A 20,531-nucleotide genomic window follows, 5' to 3' on the forward strand; every position below is an offset into this window, starting at 1 on the left:
ATTCTCATCTGGAGCGCACGTGACCAAAACCAACCTCATCACCGGTTTTCTCGGCAGCGGTAAAACCACCTCAATTCTCCACCTGCTGGCGAATAAAGATCCGGCCGAGAAGTGGGCCGTGCTGGTCAATGAATTTGGCGAGGTGGGCATTGACGGCGCGTTGCTGTCATCCAGCGGCGCGATGATTAAAGAGATCCCCGGCGGATGCATGTGCTGCGTCAATGGCCTGCCTATGCAGGTCGGCCTAAATACCCTGCTGCGTCAGGGCAAACCTGACCGCCTGCTGATTGAACCTACCGGGCTGGGTCACCCTAAGCAAATCCTCGATTTACTGACCGCCCCGGTTTACGAGCCGTGGATCGATTTGCGCGCCACCCTGTGCCTGCTCGATCCGCGTCAGCTTCTGGATGACAAGGCGGTGGCAAATGAGAACTTCCGCGATCAGCTCGCCTCCGCTGACGTTATTGTCGCGAATAAAGCAGATCGCGCCACGGCTGAAAGCCAGGCCGCGCTGGATGCGTGGTGGCAACATTTTGGCGGCAATCGCACGCGGGTGCAGACCACCCAGGGGAATATTGATAGCGCCCTGCTTGACCTGCCTCGTCTGAACCGCACCGAGCTGCCCGCCAGCGCGGAGCATTCGCACAGTCATCCGGTTAAGCAGGGTCTGGCAGCCCTGAGTCTGCCGGAACACCAGCGCTGGCGTCGTAATCTGAATAGCGGCCAGGGATATCAGGCCTGCGGATGGATTTTTGATGCTGAAACCGTTTTTGACACCATCGGGATCCTGGAGTGGGCCCGTCTTGCGCCCGTCGATCGCGTGAAAGGGATCATGCGCACCCCGGACGGACTGGTGCGGATCAATCGCCAGGGCGACGATTTCTTTATTGAAACGCAAAACGTGGCGCCGCCTGACAGCCGTATAGAGTTAATTAGTGCGGTTAACGCCGACTGGAATGCCCTCCAGTCCAGTCTGTTGAGGATTCGTTTAAGTTCGGGCGGCTAACGTTGCCCCAGTTTTCACTCTATGCAGAACGTTATGACAACTCGATTTCCCCTGATATTACTGCTTAATGTCGCCGGTCTGGCGCTTTTCTTCTCCTGGTATATCCCGGCAGATCATGGTTTCTGGTTCCCGCTGGATTCTGCCATTTTTCACTTCTTCAATCAGGAGCTGGTGAAGAGCAACGCGTTCCTGTGGCTGGTGGCAATTACCAACAACCGCGCCTTTGACGGCTTCTCGCTGCTGGCGATGGGCTGCCTGATGCTCTCTTTCTGGCTGAAAGAGGACAAAGCCGGGCGTCGGCGTATTCTGATTATCGGTCTGGTGATGCTGCTGTTTGCTGTCGTCATTAACCAGCTGGCCACCGCGATTATTCCGGTTAAGCGTTCCAGCCCAACGCTCTTTTTCACCGATATTTATCGCGTCAGCGAGCTGCTGCATATTCCAACAAAAGATGCGTCGAAGGACAGTTTCCCTGGCGATCACGGCATGATGCTGCTTATTTTTTCCTCAATTATGCTTCGCTATTTCGGCAGAAAAGCGTTTGCCATAGCCCTGATTATTTTTGTGGTTTTTGCCTTCCCGCGCGTAATGATTGGCGCTCACTGGTTCACCGATATTGCCGTCGGTTCGCTCTCCGTTGCGCTGATTGCGCTGCCGTGGTGTTTGATGACCCCACTGAGCGACAGGATAATAGCGCTGTTCGATCGCTATCTTCCCGGCAGAGCACAACAACAATTAAACAAATAACTAACCTAAATTAACGTGAGCTATCAGGGATCGACATGATCCCCGATAGCCTTTCCGCCACGATCTTTTCCCAGCGTCATATTCTTGTCATCACATTCATGATAAAAATGAAGCAATTGCGCGATAAAGCCTCGGATCTGTCTGCATTTTAAGCAATTACGGATTTTTACTTTCTGTATCACATTTTCTTATAAAAAAAAGGCTTTTTTTTCTCGCAATACCCCAGGCAATCGGTTAATCTCGAACTCGTTTTGCCCCATAGAGATAATTATTTCGCTGGCGAATAATTTTGTGCGCTGTACCACAAATGTGACCAGAAAGAATTGTCTCAATGTGAACAGATAATTAGTCTCGTCACGTTTGGCATTTTTATAACGATATTTGTCGTTAAGGACTTCAAGGGAAAATAAACAAAATGGTCAAATCTCAACCGTTTCTGAGATATATCTTACGGGGGATCCCGGCGATAGCAGTCGCGGTACTGTTGTCTGCATGTAGTACATCGAACACCGCAAAGAATATGCATCCTGAGACGCGTGTTGTGGGAATGGAAGATTCCTCGTCACTGCAAGCCTCTCAGGATGAATTTGAAAATATGGTACGTAATCTGGACGTGAAGTCCCGCATTATGGACCAGTATGCTGACTGGAAAGGCGTGCGTTATCGTCTTGGCGGCAGCACAAAAACAGGTATTGATTGTTCCGGTTTTGTACAGCGTACATTCCGCGAGCAATTTGGGTTAGATCTTCCGCGTTCAACCTATGAACAGCAGGAGATGGGCAAGTCGATTTCACGTACCAAACTGCGCACCGGTGATCTAGTCCTGTTCCGTGCCGGTTCTACAGGTCGACATGTTGGCATCTACATTGGTAATGACCAGTTCGTACATGCCTCCACCAGCAGCGGTGTCACCATTTCCAGCATGAATGAACCGTACTGGAAGAAGCGCTACAACGAAGCACGCCGCGTACTGACCCGCAGTTAATATGACTATCGTATCGTTGGTTATCCCTTGGCTGGCGATATGATGAAAAAAAGCACTGCTTCGGCAGTGTTTTTTTTTGCCCGTTACACTGAATACATCCAGCGGCATTTCAGGAATTACGACGTCTATGTTCACCCGCTATTTCTCCAGCAATCGCAAGATACTGATCCTCAGCATCATCACAGGCCTGATCGCCGCCCTGCTCCTGGGTTCGTTGCAATTTTTCTGGAGCTACCACAAGCGGGAAGTCAAATTCGACACCCTGATCCACGATGTGAGCATCTATATGGAGAGCTATTTCGATGAGTTAAAAAATTCTATCGATGTGCTCCAGCCGCTCACGTTAAACAATTGCCACGACGTAAATCAGGAACTCACCTCGCGCGCTGCCTTTAGCGTTAACGTTCGCGCATTCCTGCTGGTCAGAGACAAAATGGCGTTCTGCTCTTCTGCTACGGGTCCGATGAATTCCCCGATGGAGGAGCTGATACCTGAGCTGCACATCGACAAACAGATTGATATGGCGTTGCTTCCCGGCACTCCGATGTTGCCCAACAAGCCCGCCATTGCCATCTGGTACCGTAACCCGCTAGTGAAGGACGGCGGCGTATTTACCTCAGTGAATCTCAACCTGACGCCTTACCTGCTCTACACGGCTCGCCAGGACGAATTTGCCGGCATCGCCATCATCATTGGCGATCATGCGCTGTCAACGCGGTCCAGCATGCTGGTCAACGCGCACGATCTTCATGAAACGCCGGCCCGTACCGCAACGCTGAAAGACGTTCCCCTGACCATAAATCTGTATGCGGACGCCTGGACCAGCGATGAAATTCTTTACGCCCTGTTCTTCGGGCTGGTATGCGGCATTTGTGCCGGCTCGCTCAACTACTATATCCTCAGCATTCGCCTCAACCCGGGTAAAGAGATTTTGAGCGCGATTAAGCGCGGCCAGTTTTATGTAGTCTATCAGCCCGTCGTCGATGCTAAATCGCTCCAGATGACCGGGCTGGAAGTACTGATGCGCTGGAAACACCCGACAATGGGGGAAATTCCGCCCGACGCGTTTATCAATTTTGCCGAAGCGCAGAAGCTCATTGTCCCGCTGACGCTGCATCTTTTTGACCTTATCATTCACGATGCTCCCGTGTTACAAACGCTGTTACCTCCGGGCGCAAAGGTGGGCATCAACATCGCGCCGGGGCATCTGCATGCGGAAAGCTTCAAGGACGATATGCGCACCTTCAAAGCGTTACTGCCGCCAGATTACTTCCAGATCGTGCTGGAAATTACCGAGCGCGATATGCTTAACCATCGGGAAGCCAACAGCCTCTTCGGATGGCTGCATAACGAAGGGTTTGAAATCGCCATTGATGATTTTGGTACCGGCCACAGTGCGCTGATTTACCTTGAGCATTTCACCATGGACTACCTCAAGATAGACCGCGGATTTGTTAATGCGATAGGGACTGAGACGGTAACGTCGCCGGTGCTGGATGCCGTTCTGACGCTGGCAAGACGACTGAATATGTCTACCGTCGCCGAAGGGGTAGAGACACCGGAACAGGCCGCCTGGCTGCGCGAACACGGCGTTAATTTCCTGCAGGGATACTGGATTAGCCGCCCGATGCCGCTGGCGCAGTTCCGCGAATGGCGGCCTGATATTTCGGCCGAGGGTGATTAATTTCACATTGCCCGTGACGTCACTTATTATTCAGCTTAACCGAGCCGGTCTGTAAAGAGGGAGCTGCCGCGAGATGCTTATGCGCTTTATGTTGCTGATGTTGGCATTCACGAGCCTGTCCAGCCAGGCGCAAGCCATCAAAGAAAATATCGCCTTCGCGGTGATTGGCGAGCCGAAATACGCGGTCAATTTTACGCACTTCGATTACGTCAACCCTGCCGCGCCGAAGGGGGGAAAGGTCACGCTTTCCGCCACGGGAACCTTCGACAACTTCAACCGCTTCGCCCTGCGCGGCGTGGCGGCCGCGCGGACGGAATCGCTTTACGATACGCTCTTTGTCACCTCCGATGACGAGCCCGGCAGCTACTATCCGCTTATTGCCGAGAACGTGCGTTACGCCGATAACTTCGCCTGGGCGGAGATCTCCCTTAACCCTCGAGCTCGTTTTCATGACGGTACGCCGGTTAAGGCCAGCGACGTTGCGTTCACCTTTCATAAATTTATGACCGAAGGCGTTCCCCAGTTCCGCATCGTGTATAAAGGCGCGTCGGTCAGAGCCATTGCGCCGCTTACCGTGCGCATCGAGCTGAGCGAACCAAATAAAGAGAACATGCTCAGCCTGTTCTCGCTGCCGGTGATGCCGGAATCGTTCTGGAAAAGCCACAAGCTGAGCGACCCGCTTTCCACGCCTCCTCTGGCTGGCGGCCCCTACCGCATCACCGACTGGCGCATGGGGCAATATGTCGTCTATTCCCGCGTCAAAGACTACTGGGCAGCCAATCTGCCGGTAAACCGCGGACGCTGGAACTTCGACACCCTTCGCTATGATTACTACCTTGACGATAACGTGGCGTTTGAAGCGTTCAAAGCGGGGGCCTTCGATTTGCGGGTCGAGAGCAGCGCCAAAAACTGGGCGACCCGCTATATCGGCAAAAATTTCGCCAAAGGCTATATCGTCAAAGACGAGCATAAAAATGAGTCTGCGCAAGACACGCGATGGCTGGCGTTTAATATTCAGCGTCCGGTATTTAATGACCGCCGGGTGCGGGAAGCCATCTCCCTGGCCTTTGATTTTGAGTGGATGAACAAAGCGCTGTTTTACGGGGCTTACAGCCGCGCCAACAGCTATTTCCAGAACACGGAATATGCCGCGCGCGATTACCCGAAAGCCGACGAACTGGTTCTGCTGGCACCCCTTAAAGCAGAGGTACCGCCAGAGGTGTTTACAACGGTGTTTCAGCCGCCGGCTTCAAACGGTGACGGTTACGACCGCGACAACCTGCTCAAAGCCAGCAAGCTGCTGGATGACGCGGGCTGGCATCTGAAGAATCAAAAACGTGTTGATGCCAAAACGGGCAAGCCACTCAGCTTTGAGCTGCTGCTCTCGTCCGGGGGCAACGACCAGTGGGTGCTGCCGTTTAAGCACAATCTTGAGCGGCTGGGCGTGACCATGAACATTCGCCAGGTGGATAACGCGCAGATCACCAGCCGCATGCGCAGCCGTGATTACGACATGATGCAGCGCCTGTGGCCCGCCCAACCATGGCCCAGCTCGGACCTGCAAATCTCCTGGGCCTCCAGCTACATCGACTCCTCGTACAATGCGCCGGGGGTAAAAAGCCCGGCGATTGACGCGCTGATTGCGAAAATCGTGGCGGCGCAAGGGGATAAAGAAAAGCTCCTGCCGCTCGGGCGCGCCCTCGACAGGGTCTTAACCTGGAACTACTACATGCTGCCGATGTGGTATATGGGCGAAGATCGCCTTGCGCGCTGGGATAAGTTCTCCGTGCCTGCCGTGCGCCCTGTCTACTCCCTGGGCTTTGATACCTGGTGGTATGACGTTAACAAAGCCGCCAGACTTCCCGCTGAGCGGCGATAAGGAATCATCATGGGTGCCTATCTTATCCGTCGTCTCCTGCTGGTCATCCCCACCCTGTGGGCTATCATCACGATTAACTTTTTTATCGTGCAAATTGCTCCCGGCGGCCCGGTCGATCAGGCGATTGCCGCCATTGAATTTGGCAACAGCGGCGGCATGCCCGGCGGCGGCGGTGAAGGCATGGGCGCAAGCCATGCGCGAACCGGCGTAGGGAATATCAGTGAAAGCCATTATCGCGGCGGACGCGGGCTGGATCCGGAAGTGATCGCCGAGATCACCCACCGCTACGGCTTTGACAAACCGATTCACGAGCGCTATTTCAAAATGCTCTGGGATTACATCCGCTTTGATTTTGGCGATAGCCTGTTTCGCAGTGCGTCAGTGTTAACGCTGATCAAGCAAAGCCTGCCGGTTTCGATCACGCTGGGGCTGTGGGGAACGCTGATTATCTATCTGGTCTCTATACCGCTTGGGATCCGCAAAGCGGTGTATAACGGTAGCCGCTTCGATATCTGGAGCAGCACGTTCATTATCATCGGCTATGCCATCCCGGCGTTTCTGTTTGCCGTCCTGCTGATCGTCTTTTTTGCCGGGGGAAGTTATTTTGACCTCTTCCCGCTGCGGGGGCTGGTCTCCGCCGATTTCAGTTCCCTGCCGTGGTATCAGAAAATCACCGACTATCTCTGGCATATCACACTGCCGGTTCTGGCCACGGTCATTGGCGGGTTTGCGGCCCTGACCATGTTGACCAAAAACGCCTTTCTCGATGAAATTCGTAAGCAGTACGTTGTTACTGCCCGCGCCAAGGGCGTGAGCGAGAAGCAGATCATGTGGAAACACGTGTTCCGCAACGCCATGCTGCTGGTAATCGCCGGGTTTCCGGCCACGTTCATCGGCATGTTTTTTACCGGCTCGCTGCTGATAGAGGTCATGTTCTCGCTCAACGGTCTGGGGCTGCTGGGCTATGAGGCTACCGTATCGCGCGATTATCCGGTGATGTTTGGCACACTCTATATTTTCACCCTGATTGGCCTGCTGCTGAATATCATCAGTGATATCAGCTATACGCTGGTCGATCCCCGAATCGATTTTGAGGGCCGCTGATGCCGCGTTTAAGCCCCGTCAATCAGGCCCGCTGGGCCCGTTTTCGCCACAACCGCCGCGGCTACTGGTCGCTGTGGATTTTTGCCGTGCTGTTTGCCTTAAGCATGTGTTCGGAGCTGATCGCCAACGACAAGCCGCTGCTGGTGCATTTTAACGATCGCTGGTACGTGCCGGTCATCGCCAGCTACAGCGAAAGCGACTTTGGCGGCCCGTTTGCGACACGGGCGGAATATCAGGATCCGTGGCTTCGCCAGCAGATTGAGCAGCACGGCTGGGCGCTCTGGGCGCCGGTGCGCTTTGGCGCAAACAGTATAAACTTCGCTACCACGGCCCCCTTCCCTTCCCCGCCCTCCGCGCAAAACTGGCTGGGAACGGATGCTAACGGCGGCGACGTGCTGGCACGCATCCTGTACGGCACGCGAATATCGCTTCTCTTTGGGCTGATGCTGACGCTCTTCTCCAGCGTGATGGGCGTTGTGGCGGGCGCCGTTCAGGGTTACTACGGCGGGAAAATTGACCTGTGGGGCCAGCGTATCATCGAAGTCTGGTCTGGTATGCCAACGCTGTTTCTGATAATCCTGCTTTCCAGCGTCGTACAGCCCAACTTCTGGTGGCTATTAGGCATCACCGTCCTGTTCGGCTGGATGGCGCTGGTCGGCGTGGTGCGGGCGGAGTTTCTGCGCACCCGCAATTTCGACTATATCCGCGCGGCGCAGGCGCTTGGCGTTAGCGACCGGAGTATCATCTTCCGCCATATGCTGCCCAACGCCGTGGTGGCAACGCTCACCTTCCTGCCGTTTATTCTGTGCAGCTCCATCACCACCCTCACCTCGCTGGATTTTCTCGGTTTCGGGCTACCGCTGGGTTCCCCGTCGCTAGGCGAACTGCTGCTGCAGGGTAAGAACAACCTCCAGGCGCCGTGGTTAGGCATCGCCGCCTTTCTTTCCGTGGCCGTGCTGCTGTCGCTGCTGATTTTTATTGGCGAAGCCGTGCGCGATGCCTTTGATCCGAACAAGGCGGTATAAGATGACCCAGCCTCTTCTGAGTATTGATAACCTGTCGATTGCTTTTTCAAAGCAGGGTGAGACGCGCACCGTGGTCAACGATTTATCGCTGCAGATCCAGCCCGGGGAAACGCTGGCTCTGGTCGGCGAATCGGGTTCAGGCAAAAGCGTTTCGGCGCTCTCCATCCTGCGGCTGCTGCCTTCTCCGCCGGTGAGCTATCCGCAAGGGGACATTCTTTTTCATGGCCGTTCGCTGCTGCATGCCGACGAACATGCCCTGCGCGGCATTCGCGGCAACAAAATCGCGATGATCTTCCAGGAGCCGATGGTTTCACTTAACCCTCTGCACAGCCTGGAAAAACAGCTTTATGAAGTGCTCTCCCTGCACCGAGGGATGCGCAAAGAGGCCGCGCGGGGAGAAATTCTGGATTGTCTTGAACGAACGGGCATACGCAATGCGGCCAAACGGCTGAATGATTTTCCGCATCAGCTCTCCGGCGGCGAACGCCAGCGCGTGATGATCGCCATGGCCCTGCTGACGCGCCCCGAACTGCTGATTGCCGACGAGCCTACAACGGCGCTTGACGTGACGGTACAGGCGCAAATACTGACGCTGCTGCGGGAACTGCGTGACGAGCTGAACATGAGCCTGCTGTTTATCACGCACAACCTGAGCATTGTGAGAAAGCTGGCCGACAGCGTCGCGGTGATGCAAAACGGACGCTGTGTTGAACAGGATACGGCGTCCGCGCTGCTGAGTGCCCCACAGCACCCCTATACGCAGCGCCTGCTCGACAGCGAACCCTCCGGCGACCCGGTTCCTCTCGATGCGGACAGCACGCCGCTGCTGCGCGTTGAGGATCTGTCCGTCTCGTTCCCGATCCGTAAAGGTATTCTGCGCCGCATTGTCGATCGCAACCCGGTGCTGAAAAACCTCCGCTTCTCGCTGCGCCCGGGTGAATCCCTGGGTCTGGTGGGCGAATCCGGCTCGGGCAAAAGCACCACCGGTCTGGCGCTGCTGCGCTTAATCGCCTCGCAGGGGGAAATCCTCTTTGACGATATGCCGCTGCACCGCTGGAACCGCCGCCAGATGCTGCCCGTGCGTCCCCGCATGCAGGTGGTGTTTCAGGATCCCAACTCCTCGCTTAACCCGCGGCTCAGCGTGTTACAGATTATCGAAGAGGGTCTGCGCGTCCATCAGCCCGGCCTGAGCGCGCAGCAACGCGAGCAGGAGGTCATGCGGGTCATGACCGAAGTGGGTCTAGATCCCGAGACGCGCCACCGCTACCCTGCGGAATTTTCCGGTGGGCAGCGCCAGCGTATCGCCATTGCCCGCGCGCTGATCCTGAAACCGGAGCTGATTATTCTGGATGAACCGACGTCATCGCTGGACAGGACCGTACAGGCGCAGATCCTGGCGCTGCTGAAAGGGTTACAGGAAAAGCACCGGCTGGCCTATATCTTTATCAGCCATGATTTACAGGTGGTGCGGGCGCTATGCCATCAGGTGATTGTGTTGCGTCAGGGAGAGGTGGTCGAGCAGGGTGATTGCCAGCGCGTATTTAGCGCGCCAACGCAGCGCTACACGCGCCAGCTGTTGTCGTCAGACTAGCGCTCAGAATGGATACTGGCCGGAGAAAGGCTCTGCAATAGCAACGCCAAAATTTTTCAGGCGGCAGGTAGCAGCAAACTCGTCCTGGCTTTTCACAAACAGGCACGGCTCACCTTCGCACTCCAGTACGGAGCTGTCCACTTCGATATCCGTCAGGGCCTGACTGAGACGCTCCATCACCCGCCAGGCATTTTCGTCGCTCGGGCTCAGCAGCTTGAGCGCCACCAGGCAGTTTTCAGAGCCCGCGACGTTTTGCGGAATCGGTTCAACTTTCGAACCAGCAAAACCCGCCGACCAGCGATAGCTCTGGGGCAAGCGATGGACAATAGAAAGTTGTAATGTATTCACGTTCGTTCCCCGGAAGCAAAATTTACTTCACAATTTATTTACATTTATAGTAACACATCATCGCCAGCCTGCACTATTCAGCACTTTTTTATCGGTATTCAGGCTCGCGTCGGCGCTATATGTACCCGTTTCTGCGATCTAACTCAACCTTTTTGAATACAATGATGTGACTTTTTACACAAATAGATTTTACATAAAATAAACAAACACGGAATAAACGAACGGGGGTTTGGTTGATATGCATCAACAAAAAAGGCCCTTCCGGGCCTTCTCTGCGTTTTAGTGGGCCGCTTTTCGCGGTCGACTGGCGTAAAGATAGAAGAGTATCGAGCTGGTTGCGCAAAAAGCCATCGCCCACAGCATGGGCCATGCCGTCGTAAAGGTGGCCATCGAAAGCAACGCCCCGACGATAGCGCCGATGCCGAAGCGGAACGTCCCTGCCAGAGATGATGCGGTTCCTGCCATGTGCGGAAACTCATCCAGGATCACCGCCATCGCATTGGACGACACCATCGACACGCAGCCAACAAAGGCCGCCACGCCGACCACCAGCGCCCAGAAGCCCACGCCCAGAAACGCGCTCACCACCAGCCAGATCGCCATCACAAACTGGATCCACAGCCCGGCGCGGAACATGTTCAGCGCCCCCACCCGCCGGACAAAGCGGCTGTTGATGATGGTCATGATGAACAGGAAGACGATGTTAAGCGCAAAGTAATAGCCGAAGTGCTGCGGCGAAACGTGGTTCAGCTCGATATAGACAAACGGCCCGGCGCTCAGGGAGGAGAACATTCCGGCGAAGCTGAACCCGCTCGCCAGCATATAGCTGAGCACGCGCTTGTGGCGAAACAGCGAGGCAAAGTTGCCGATGGTGGTACGGATGTGAAACTTCTGGCGGCGCTCGACGGGAAGCGTTTCATCAATAAAGAAGAAGATCATCGCGGAGGCCAGCAGCGCGGCCAGGGCCAGGATCCAGAAAATCACATGCCAGCTGAACCACACCAGCACCGCACCACCGGCCATTGGGGCCACCAGCGGCGCAATCGTCGTCACCAGCATGACAAACGACATCATGCGGGAGAACTCTTCTTTGGGGTAGATATCGCGCATCAGGGCGTTAATCACCACGCTTGCCGCTGCCGCCGCCAGACCATGGAAGAAACGCATGACAATCAGATGATCGATAGTCTGCGCCAGCGCGCAGGCAACCGCAGCGGCCGCAAACACCAGCGTCCCGCCCAGAATGACCGGCTTGCGTCCAAGGCTGTCGGCCATCGGGCCATAAAACAGCTGGCCGAGGGCAAAGCCGAGAATATAGGTGCTGAGCGTCATCTGCGCGCTGCCCGCCGGAACGCCAAACTGCGCGGAAATGACCGGCAGCGCGGGCAGGTACATATCGATAGACAGCGGCATCAGCATGGCCAGCAGGCCAAGAATGAAGACGATTTTGAACGACGAGTGTGGCCTGGTGGTCACAGAGTTCTCCTGAAATTAGTGCGAAGGCAGACCGACGCTGGCGATCTCTTCTTCCGTTAACGGGCGATATTCGCCAGGCGCCAGGTCGGAATCGAGTTCAATCGCACCAATCCGTTCGCGATGCAGGCCAACAACGTGGTTCCCCACCGCGGCAAACATACGTTTCACCTGATGGTAGCGCCCTTCGCTGATGGTCAGGCGGACCTCCGTCGGGGTGATGACTTCGAGCACCGCCGGTTTGGTCAGATCTTTTTCATTATGCAGCTGAACGCCTTTCGCGAAGTGCTCTGCCGTGTCATCCGACACCGGTGACTCCAGCGTCACGAGATAGGTTTTCTCGCAGTGGTGGCGTGGAGAGGTGATGCGGTGCGACCACTGACCGTCGTCGGTCATCAGCACCAGCCCGGTGGTGTCGATATCGAGTCGACCTGCGGCGTGCAGCTTGTGCGCCACCGGCTCGTCGAGGAAATAGAGCACCGTCGGGTGATCCGGATCGTCCGTTGAGCAGACGTACCCTTCCGGCTTATTGAGCATGAAGTAGCGCGGACCGTGCTGCTGGGTCAGCGGATTGCCGTCATACTCCACCTGATGGTCAGGTTGCAGTTTGAACGCGCTGTCTCTCACAATGTCGCCATCCACGGTAACGCGGCTGGCGCGAATTTCGCGCCCGGCAATAGCGCGGCTTACGCCGAGTTGCTGAGCGATAAACTTATCAAGTCGCATGAAATCTTTTTAGCCTTAATGGTGCAGGAAGTCGGACAACAGGTCCGAAAAAAGAAGCAGTCTGGAACGGTTCAGTATAATGGTCTGGTTGCGCCACTCAAGGGAAAAAGTTTCGTGGCATACTATGTGCGGAATAACGAAACCGAGACCCCATGACTTTTACACTTCGTCCCTATCAGCAGGAAGCCGTTGACGCCACCCTCGCCTGGTTCCGTAAACATCGCGAGCCGGCGGCGATTGTGCTCCCGACCGGTGCAGGCAAAAGCCTGGTCATTGCCGAACTGGCGCGTCTGGCCCGCGGCCGCGTGCTGGTGCTGGCGCACGTTAAAGAGCTCGTCGCGCAAAACCATGCCAAATATTGTGCGCTTGGGCTGGAAGCCGATATTTTCGCTGCCGGGCTGAAGCGTAAAGAGAGCCACGGCAAAGTGGTCTTTGGCAGCGTGCAGTCGGTGGCCCGCAATCTGGACCTGTTTCGCAGCGAATTTTCGCTGCTGATTGTCGACGAATGTCACCGCATCAGCGATGACGACGACAGCCAGTATCAGCAAATCCTGTCCCACCTGAAAGAGGTGAATCCTCACCTGCGCCTGTTGGGCCTGACGGCGACCCCGTTTCGTCTGGGGAAAGGCTGGATCTATCGCTACCATTATCACGGCATGGTGCGCGGCGATGACAAGGCCCTGTTTAGCGACTGCATCTACGAGCTTCCGCTGCGCTACATGATTAAACATGGCTACCTGACGCCACCTGAGCGGCTGGATATGCCGGTGGTGCAGTACGATTTCAGCCGCCTGCAGGCGCAGAGCAACGGGTTATTCAGCGAAGCGGAGCTTAACCAGGAGCTGAAAAAGCAAAAGCGCATTACGCCGCATATCATCAGCCAGATAGAGGAGTTCGCCGCGACGCGCAAAGGGGTGATGATCTTTGCCGCCACCGTTGAGCACGCGCGAGAAATCACCGGGTTACTGCCCCCCGGCGACGCGGCGCTCATCACCGGCGAGACGCCCGGCCCCGAGCGCGACCGCCTGATTGAGGCCTTTAAAGCCCAGCAGTTCCGCTATCTGGTTAACGTATCGGTATTGACCACCGGCTTTGACGCCCCGCACGTCGACCTGATCGCTATTTTGCGTCCGACCGAATCGGTCAGTCTGTATCAGCAAATTGTTGGCCGCGGCCTGCGTCTGGCGCCGGGGAAAACCGACTGCCTGATTCTGGATTATGCCGGTAACCCGCACGATCTCTATACGCCTGAGGTCGGCGCGCCAAAAGGGAAAAGCGACAACGTGCCCGTGCAGGTCTTTTGCCCTGCCTGCGGGTTTGCCAACACATTCTGGGGCAAAACCACCGCCGACGGCACGCTGATCGAGCATTTTGGCCGCCGCTGTCAGGGCTGGTTTGAAGATGATGAAGGGCATCGCGAGCAGTGCGATTTCCGCTTCCGGTTTAAAAACTGCCCGCAGTGCAACGCCGAAAACGACATTGCCGCTCGCCGCTGTCGGGCATGCGACACGGTGCTGGTTGACCCGGACGACATGCTCAAAGCAGCATTAAAGCTGAAAGATGCGCTGGTACTGCGCTGTTCCGGCATGGCGTTGCAGCCCGGCGCCGATGAAAAAGGTGAATGGTTGAAAATCACCTATTACGATGAAGACGGGGCGGACGTCAGCGAGCGCTTCCGGCTCCAGACGCCTGCCCAGCGAACGGCCTTCGAACAGCTGTTTATTCGCCCGCACACCCGCACCCCGGGGGTGCCACTGCGCTGGATCACCGTGGCGGATATCGTGCACCAGCAGGTGTTATTACGCCATCCGGATTTTGTGGTCGCCCGCAAGAAAGGCCAGTTCTGGCAGGTGCGCGAGAAACTCTTTGACTACGAAGGTCGCTTCCGTCGTGCCAATGAATTGCGCGGTTAGCGGGACTTTTCATTGATGTGGGGGGCATTTGAGTATAAAATGCCGCCCGCTTCACATCCGTGAGGCAGAACACTCACCTGCTGCTGGGTCGCCTGTAGTAGGGTTTTAAATACAGAGAGAAATCAATGTTTACTATCGAAGCAGAAGTACGTAACGTGCAGGGTAAGGGTGCGAGCCGCCGCCTGCGTACCGCTAACAAGTTCCCGGCTATCGTTTACGGTGGCGAAGCTGCTCCAGTTGCAATCGAACTGGATCACGACAAACTGTGGAACCTGCAGACCAAAGCTGAATTTTACAGCGAAGTTCTGACCATCGTTGTTGGCGGTAAAGAAGAAAAAGTGAAAGTTCAGGCTGTTCAGCGTCACGCGTTCAAGCCAAAACTGACTCACATCGACTTCGTTCGCGCGTAATCGCAAACCTGTCGAAAAAAACCCCGCTTCTGCGGGGTTTTTTGTGCCTGCTATTTACCGCCCGAGGTGCGGCGCTGAAGCTGATCGCGCAGATTCGGCGGCGTGCCCTTAATGGTCAGCGTATCGGTGGCCGGATCCCAGAAGATACGTTCACCCAGCAGCATCGCATCAAAGTTAATGGTTAACCCACCGCCGCTGCCGGCAAACTTGGTTAACTGACGCAGCGTGCTGCGATCCGCCGGGAAGCTCTCTTCAAGCTCATAGCCCTTTTCTGCGGTAAATTCCTGGAAGCTGACTTCGCTGACGCCCGCCAGCTCTTTTGACAGCGACTCCAGCTCAATCTCTTCCCCTGCCTGCAGCTGTTCGTTGCAGTAGCTGTAAACCTGCTGACGCACCGTCTGGCGCTCAGATTTATCGAGCTGCGCTTCTGCTGTGAAATCGTCAACCGCCTGGAGCAGCCCTTTGTTCTGCGCTTTGGCGTTAAGCCCTTCACTGGCACCGAGGAAGTCCATAAAGAAATCCGCCACTTTGCGGCCCACGCGTCCCTTCAGGAAAGTCAGGTAGCGGGTCGACTCCGGGTTGGTTTCCCACTCGGTCAAATCAATACGCGCCACGATATCCGCATGGTTAATGTCCAGATAATGCGTCGAGCTGATATCCAGCTGCTCGTTCACGCGCATGCTGCTTAAGTTATTCAGCACGGTAACCAGCAGATACTCGACCGCCAGATAGCGGTAGTGGCAGAACAAGACAATCCCGCCGTCGGCGAACGGATATTTAGCCAGCTCGTCGCGCAGACGCCCGGTTGCCGCACGGCTAAACGCCAGGAAATCCTCTTCACCCTGGCGCTGCAGGCGCAGGCTATCGGCCAGTTCGCTGTCTTCGCTGAAAAGACCATAGGCTTTATTTTTGGCGCTGTAGACGCGATGCAGCTCTGCCATCATCTCCACCACGGTCGCCGTGGGTTCCAGTAACGAATCGCGCAGCACCACTTCAAGGGTTTGCTCATCACGCTTGATAAGCTGGTGCAAGGCAATCTGGTTGATTTCCAGACTCATGATAAACTCTCCTTTTAGACCGGGCGGTATTCAACCACCACCAGGACATGTGTGCAACAACAGATAAAAAAGGGGAAAAAAAGCTGTTGCTACGGTAATATGTTGCCCTTTCATCAACAAACTGATTTTGATTTATGCCACAACATTCCCGCTACAGTGATGAACACGTTGAACAACTGCTCAGTGAGCTGGTCAACGTACTGGAAAAACATAAAACGCCGACCGATCTCTCCCTGATGGTTTTGGGAAATATGGTCACCAACCTGATTAACACCAGCGTTGCTCCGGCTCAGCGTCAGGCGATCGCAAAATCTTTCGCCCAGGCTTTACAGTCGTCCGTCAGCAACGACCCGGCCCATTAAGGGATACGAACAACAGTTTATGGTGACGAATCGTCAGCGCTACCGTGAAAAAGTCTCCCAGATGGTCAGCTGGGGGCACTGGTTTGCCCTGTTCAACATTCTGTTGGCGACGGTCATTGGCTGTCGTTATCTGTTTGTCGCAGACTGGCCAACAACGCTAACCGGGCGTGTCTACTCCTGGATAAGCGTTGTCGGTCACTTTAGCTTTTTGGTTTTCGCCACCTATCTGCTGATCCTGTTCCCCCTGACGTTTATCGTCATGTCGCAGCGTCTGATGCGGTTCTTATCCGCCATCCTCGCGACGGTGGGGATGACGCTGCTCCTTATCGACAGTGAAGTGTTCACCCGCTTCCACCTGCATCTTAACCCCATCGTCTGGGAACTGGTGATTAACCCCGACCAGAACGAAACGGCCCGTGACTGGCAGCTGATGTTTATCAGCGTCCCGGTGATCCTGTTGATTGAGATGCTGTTTGCGACGTGGAGCTGGCAAAAGCTCCGCAGCCTGACCCGGCGACGCCATTACGCGAAGCCCGTCGCCGCGCTCTTTTTCGTCTCCTTTATCAGTTCGCACATCATGTATATCTGGGCGGATGCAAACTTCTATCGCCCTATTACCATGCAGCGCGCGAACCTGCCGCTCTCGTACCCGATGACGGCCCGTCGTTTCCTCGAGAAACACGGCCTGCTTGACGCTCAGGAGTACCAGCGCCGTCTTATCGAGCAGGGTAATCCGGAAGCCGTCAGCGTGCAGTATCCTCTGAGCGATCTACGCTATCGCGATATGGGGCGCGGGCAAAACGTCCTGCTGATCACCGTTGATGGCCTGAACTATTCCCGTTACGAGAAGCAGATGCCTGTGCTGGCCGATTTCGCGAGTCAAAACGTCTCGTTTACTCAGCATATGAGCTCCGGTAACACAACCGACGCGGGCATCTTTGGCCTCTTCTATGGCATTTCAGCCGGATACATGGACGGCGTACTCTCTACCCGCACGCCTGCGGCGCTGATCACCGGGCTGAATCAGCAGGGCTATCAGTTAGGGTTGTTCTCATCCGATGGCTTTAACAGCCCGCTCTACCGCCAGGCGCTGCTGTCCGATTTCTCACTGCCAGCGGCACAAAATCAGTCCGATGCGCAGACCGCCGGCCAATGGATAAACTGGCTTCAGCGTTACGCGCAGGAAGATAACCGCTGGTTCTCATGGGTTGCCTTTAACGGCACAACGCTTGCTAACAGCAATAAGAGTGATTTCGCGCGCCGCTACGGCCGCGCGGCGGGTGATGTTGATGCGCAGATTGGCCGCGTGCTTGACGCGCTACGTGAGTCCGGCAAGCTGGATAACACCGTGGTGATCGTGACCGCAGGCCATGGCGTCCCGTTAGGTGACGAGACGAAGAGCATGAGCTGGTCACGCCCGAACCTGCAGGTTCCGCTGGTGATCCACTGGCCTGGTACCCCGGCACAGCGCATCAATATGCTTACCGAGCATAAAGATGTGATGACTACCCTGATGCAACGCCTGCTGCATGTCAGCACGCCAGCGAACGAGTATTCGCAGGGACAGGATCTCTTCAGCGCTGCGCGCCGCCATAACTGGGTCACGGCTGCCGGGAATGACACGCTGGTGGTGACCACACCGAAGCTGACGCTGGTGCTGAACAGTAACGGGAATTATCAGACGTATAATCTGCAGGGTGAACGGTTGAAAGACCAGAAACCGCAGCTGAGCCTGCTGCTGCAGGTCCTGACGGATGAGAAGCGCTTCATCGCTAACTGATTAATAATAAACCAGTTAGCGACAGATTCCCTTGCATTCAAAACGGAATCGAGTAGTATTCTTTTTATGCGTCGGCACGTAGCGCAGCCTGGTAGCGCACCGTCATGGGGTGTCGGGGGTCGGAGGTTCAAATCCTCTCGTGCCGACCAAATTATCCCCAACGTTTTGTCTACTGAAGTCCAGACAAGACTATAAAAAACAGAATTAACAGTGGGTTGCGTAGACCTGCTGTTTTTCTGTTGTCTAGTAAAGTCCACGCTGATACAGTGAAATCCAACATTTTTAGGCATATCTTTAGGCATACAATCCATCGTGTCGTCTGAGCCATATGCCTAACCAGTGATTGGAGAATAATATGGCGCGTCAGACAAAGCCCCTTAACAACACCGAAGTCAAAAATGCCAAAGCGACTGAACGTGCCACTATCCTGTATGACGGGGATGGCTTAGAGCTACTGGTTAAGCCCGGAGGCTCAAAACTCTGGCGATTCCGCTATTACAAACCTTTCACTCGCAAACGCGCAATGATTAGCTTTGGTGCTTACCCTGCTGTATCTCTCTCTGAGGCTCGTCAATTTCGTGAAGATGCCCGTCTTCTATTGAGCAAAGATATTGATCCTCAGGAGCATAAAAAAACCGAGCAGTTGCGGCAAAAAAGTGCCACAGAAAGTACCTTTGAAAAGGTTGCAGGAGACTGGTTTAAAACCAAAGAATCAGCGGGGCTGGCAACTCATACGTTAAACGATATCTGGCGTTCTATGAGTAAATATGTATTCCCACATATTGGCTCTATGCCCATTGCTAACATCACAGCTCAGCAGTTCATCGGAGCATTAGAGCCAACACACGCTGCCGGAAGACTCGAAACGGTTAAACGTCTAAGTCAGCGTATCAATGAAGTTATGGATTACGCCCTTAATTCTGGGCTGGTATCTGTAAACCCCGCAGCACGAATCGGGCGAACATTCCATAAACCAAAGGTAAAGCACCGCCCTGCCCTACCTCCAGAGCAACTCCCCCTTTTGATGAAAACTCTGGCATTTGCCAGTATCGGACGACAAACTCGCTGTCTTATCGAATGGCAATTACTAACGATGATCCGACCTGCCGAAGCGTCAACGACTCGCTGGGATGAGATCGACTTTGCCGCAAAACAATGGCGTATCCCTGCTGGTCGCATGAAGATGAAACGTGAGCATATCGTTCCACTTTCTGAGCAAGCTTTGGCTATTCTGGAAGTGATGAAGCCCATCAGTAAGCACAGAGATTATGTTTTCCCCGGCTACCGGAATCCACTTGAACCTATGAATAGTCAGACAGCAAACATGGCGCTTAAACGGATGGGCTTCAAAGATCTGTTGGTGGCTCATGGAATGAGAGCGATTGCCTCAACAGTGCTTAACGAGAAAGGTTTTCCACCAGACGTGATTGAAGCTGCTTTAGCTCATATCGATACTAACGAAGTCAGGAGAGCCTATAACAGATCACAGTATCTGGAACAGCGTAGAGAGATGATGATCTGGTGGGGTGAGTATGTAGAAGCAGCATCCTTTGGAAACTCATCAATCAGTGTTATTGGCAAGTTAACCTCAACAGAAGGATATACCGATTAAAATCTTTAGCTGCTCTCATAATTGAGCTTTCTCACAGTTATGAGCAAGATAGTGAACATTTTGCATTTCATTCGCACTAAAAATGATTAGTATGTCTATGTAAGAATTCTGATTTATAGCTATGTTCAGTAAAATTTTCATAGGATAAAAAATGTCTAACATAGAGGAAACACTGCCAGGAAGTGCGATCAGTTCTTGGGGCGGCTTTGTTTACCAAGGGAAAGTAGCTCTTTATCACTGCCTGAAACTATTAACGGTAAAATCATTTCAACAGAGAATAATTGATAATTTTGAGTTGCAATTAGATAGCACAGATGACTTTGCTATTTATTGTGATGGCAAGGTGATCTCAACTCATCAAGTGAAAGCAAAGCTATCGCAATATCGTTCTGAATATGTCAAAGCTATTTATAAAGCAGCATGTATAGCTACTGACTGTGATGAAAATACAATCAGATATTTTCATGTAGCTAAAGAACTTGATAATTTTGAAAATTATACAAGTAATGATGGAAAAATAGTTGAGTTTTACAGTTATGGCGATAGTAAATACTGTTTACTATCAAAAATAAATGAATTGATTGATGAGCAAATTGAATTATTTTTAGATACCAATAATTTGATTAAAACAAAAAATTTAATTATTGAAAAATCCACTTTACTCTCAGAGCTTATAACTAACAAAGTAATTGTAATTCATAACTTAGTTCACAATGGACAAAAACAAGACTACGCAGCATATCATAATAGAATAGCAAGTAGCATTTTTTGGGAATTACTAACATCTCCCCCACTTAATCGGACAGACGAAATATATCAAGCATTATT

General features: G+C 54.0%; 18 protein-coding genes and 1 tRNA gene. 15 read left to right on the forward strand and 4 right to left on the reverse strand.

The genetic code is table 11. The features are described from left to right. The first annotated feature begins 19 nt into the window (after positions 1-19). From UR504_RS21350 to yejF, 8 genes are all read left to right on the forward strand, one after another. A complete protein-coding gene (locus UR504_RS21350; protein WP_115875861.1) occupies positions 20-1,006 on the forward strand; it encodes a CobW family GTP-binding protein in 987 nt (328 codons plus the stop codon). Positions 1,007-1,039: 33 nt separating this feature from the next. Then, complete coding sequence (locus tag UR504_RS21355) at positions 1,040-1,753, forward strand: phosphatase PAP2 family protein (protein WP_181899759.1); 714 nt, start codon at positions 1,040-1,042, stop codon at positions 1,751-1,753. Positions 1,754-2,168: 415 nt separating this feature from the next. Then, entirely contained in the window at positions 2,169-2,738 is a 570-nt protein-coding gene (mepS, locus tag UR504_RS21360) for a bifunctional murein DD-endopeptidase/murein LD-carboxypeptidase (RefSeq protein WP_008500946.1), read from the forward strand. Between the two features lie 127 nt (positions 2,739-2,865). Beyond that, the gene (locus UR504_RS21365) at positions 2,866-4,422 is read left to right on the forward strand and encodes a cyclic di-GMP phosphodiesterase (RefSeq protein ID WP_127731732.1); all 1,557 of its coding nucleotides are present in this window, start codon (positions 2,866-2,868) and stop codon (positions 4,420-4,422) included. A gap of 73 nt (positions 4,423-4,495) precedes the next feature. Next, positions 4,496-6,301: an extracellular solute-binding protein gene (locus tag UR504_RS21370; protein WP_111965303.1), complete on the forward strand. Its 1,806-nt coding sequence runs from the start codon at positions 4,496-4,498 to the stop codon at positions 6,299-6,301. A 9-nt stretch (positions 6,302-6,310) separates the two neighbouring features. After that, the gene (locus tag UR504_RS21375) at positions 6,311-7,405 is read left to right on the forward strand and encodes a microcin C ABC transporter permease YejB (RefSeq protein WP_029740961.1); all 1,095 of its coding nucleotides are present in this window, start codon (positions 6,311-6,313) and stop codon (positions 7,403-7,405) included. Then, positions 7,405-8,430 (forward strand): ABC transporter permease, encoded by a 1,026-nt coding sequence (locus UR504_RS21380; protein WP_133294830.1) that lies wholly within the window; start codon positions 7,405-7,407, stop codon positions 8,428-8,430. Before UR504_RS21375 ends, UR504_RS21380 begins: the two co-directional genes overlap by 1 nt. Before the next feature lies 1 nt (position 8,431). Next, positions 8,432-10,021 carry a microcin C ABC transporter ATP-binding protein YejF gene (gene yejF, locus UR504_RS21385; protein WP_271368637.1) on the forward strand — a complete coding sequence of 530 codons (1,590 nt, stop codon included), beginning with the start codon at positions 8,432-8,434 and terminating at the stop codon, positions 10,019-10,021. Positions 10,022-10,024: 3 nt separating this feature from the next. On the opposite strand, the gene UR504_RS21390 is transcribed toward yejF, so the two are convergent. The 3 genes from UR504_RS21390 to rsuA all read right to left on the reverse strand — a co-directional run bounded on the left by UR504_RS21390 (position 10,025) and on the right by rsuA (position 12,568). After that, positions 10,025-10,369 (reverse strand): YejG family protein, encoded by a 345-nt coding sequence (locus UR504_RS21390; protein WP_024908185.1) that lies wholly within the window; start codon positions 10,367-10,369, stop codon positions 10,025-10,027. Positions 10,370-10,648: 279 nt separating this feature from the next. Further along, positions 10,649-11,845, reverse strand: a complete 1,197-nt coding sequence (locus UR504_RS21395; protein ID WP_320740150.1) for a Bcr/CflA family multidrug efflux MFS transporter — start codon at positions 11,843-11,845, stop codon at positions 10,649-10,651. Between the two features lie 15 nt (positions 11,846-11,860). Next, positions 11,861-12,568 carry a 16S rRNA pseudouridine(516) synthase RsuA gene (gene rsuA / locus UR504_RS21400; protein ID WP_320740151.1) on the reverse strand — a complete coding sequence of 236 codons (708 nt, stop codon included), beginning with the start codon at positions 12,566-12,568 and terminating at the stop codon, positions 11,861-11,863. Between the two features lie 152 nt (positions 12,569-12,720). Here rsuA and UR504_RS21405 point away from each other — a divergent pair, with 152 nt between their 5' ends. Next, positions 12,721-14,481, forward strand: a complete 1,761-nt coding sequence (locus UR504_RS21405; RefSeq protein WP_320740152.1) for a DEAD/DEAH box helicase — start codon at positions 12,721-12,723, stop codon at positions 14,479-14,481. 125 nt (positions 14,482-14,606) lie between these two features. Further along, positions 14,607-14,891, forward strand: a complete 285-nt coding sequence (rplY, locus tag UR504_RS21410) for a 50S ribosomal protein L25 (protein WP_008500956.1) — start codon at positions 14,607-14,609, stop codon at positions 14,889-14,891. Positions 14,892-14,941: 50 nt separating this feature from the next. Here the strand turns inward: rplY and yejK are convergent, their stop codons facing one another. Beyond that, positions 14,942-15,949: a nucleoid-associated protein YejK gene (gene yejK / locus UR504_RS21415; protein WP_109845346.1), complete on the reverse strand. Its 1,008-nt coding sequence runs from the start codon at positions 15,947-15,949 to the stop codon at positions 14,942-14,944. A gap of 134 nt (positions 15,950-16,083) precedes the next feature. Here yejK and UR504_RS21420 point away from each other — a divergent pair, with 134 nt between their 5' ends. The 5 genes from UR504_RS21420 to UR504_RS21440 all read left to right on the forward strand — a co-directional run. Further along, positions 16,084-16,311 carry a YejL family protein gene (locus UR504_RS21420; RefSeq protein ID WP_008500958.1) on the forward strand — a complete coding sequence of 76 codons (228 nt, stop codon included), beginning with the start codon at positions 16,084-16,086 and terminating at the stop codon, positions 16,309-16,311. 19 nt (positions 16,312-16,330) lie between these two features. Beyond that, complete coding sequence (yejM, locus tag UR504_RS21425; protein WP_115875868.1) at positions 16,331-18,091, forward strand: LPS biosynthesis-modulating metalloenzyme YejM; 1,761 nt, start codon at positions 16,331-16,333, stop codon at positions 18,089-18,091. Between the two features lie 72 nt (positions 18,092-18,163). Continuing rightward, positions 18,164-18,240, forward strand: a tRNA-Pro gene (locus UR504_RS21430). A 206-nt stretch (positions 18,241-18,446) separates the two neighbouring features. Then, positions 18,447-19,703 (forward strand): integrase domain-containing protein, encoded by a 1,257-nt coding sequence (locus UR504_RS21435; protein WP_162032036.1) that lies wholly within the window; start codon positions 18,447-18,449, stop codon positions 19,701-19,703. Positions 19,704-19,854: 151 nt separating this feature from the next. After that, positions 19,855-20,531 (forward strand): ABC-three component system protein (locus tag UR504_RS21440; protein WP_320740153.1); only part of this gene is annotated, 677 nt, incomplete at its 3' end.

It is taken from the genome of Enterobacter sp. 241F3, from assembly GCF_034106785.1.
Lineage (GTDB): Bacteria > Pseudomonadota > Gammaproteobacteria > Enterobacterales > Enterobacteriaceae > Enterobacter > Enterobacter vonholyi.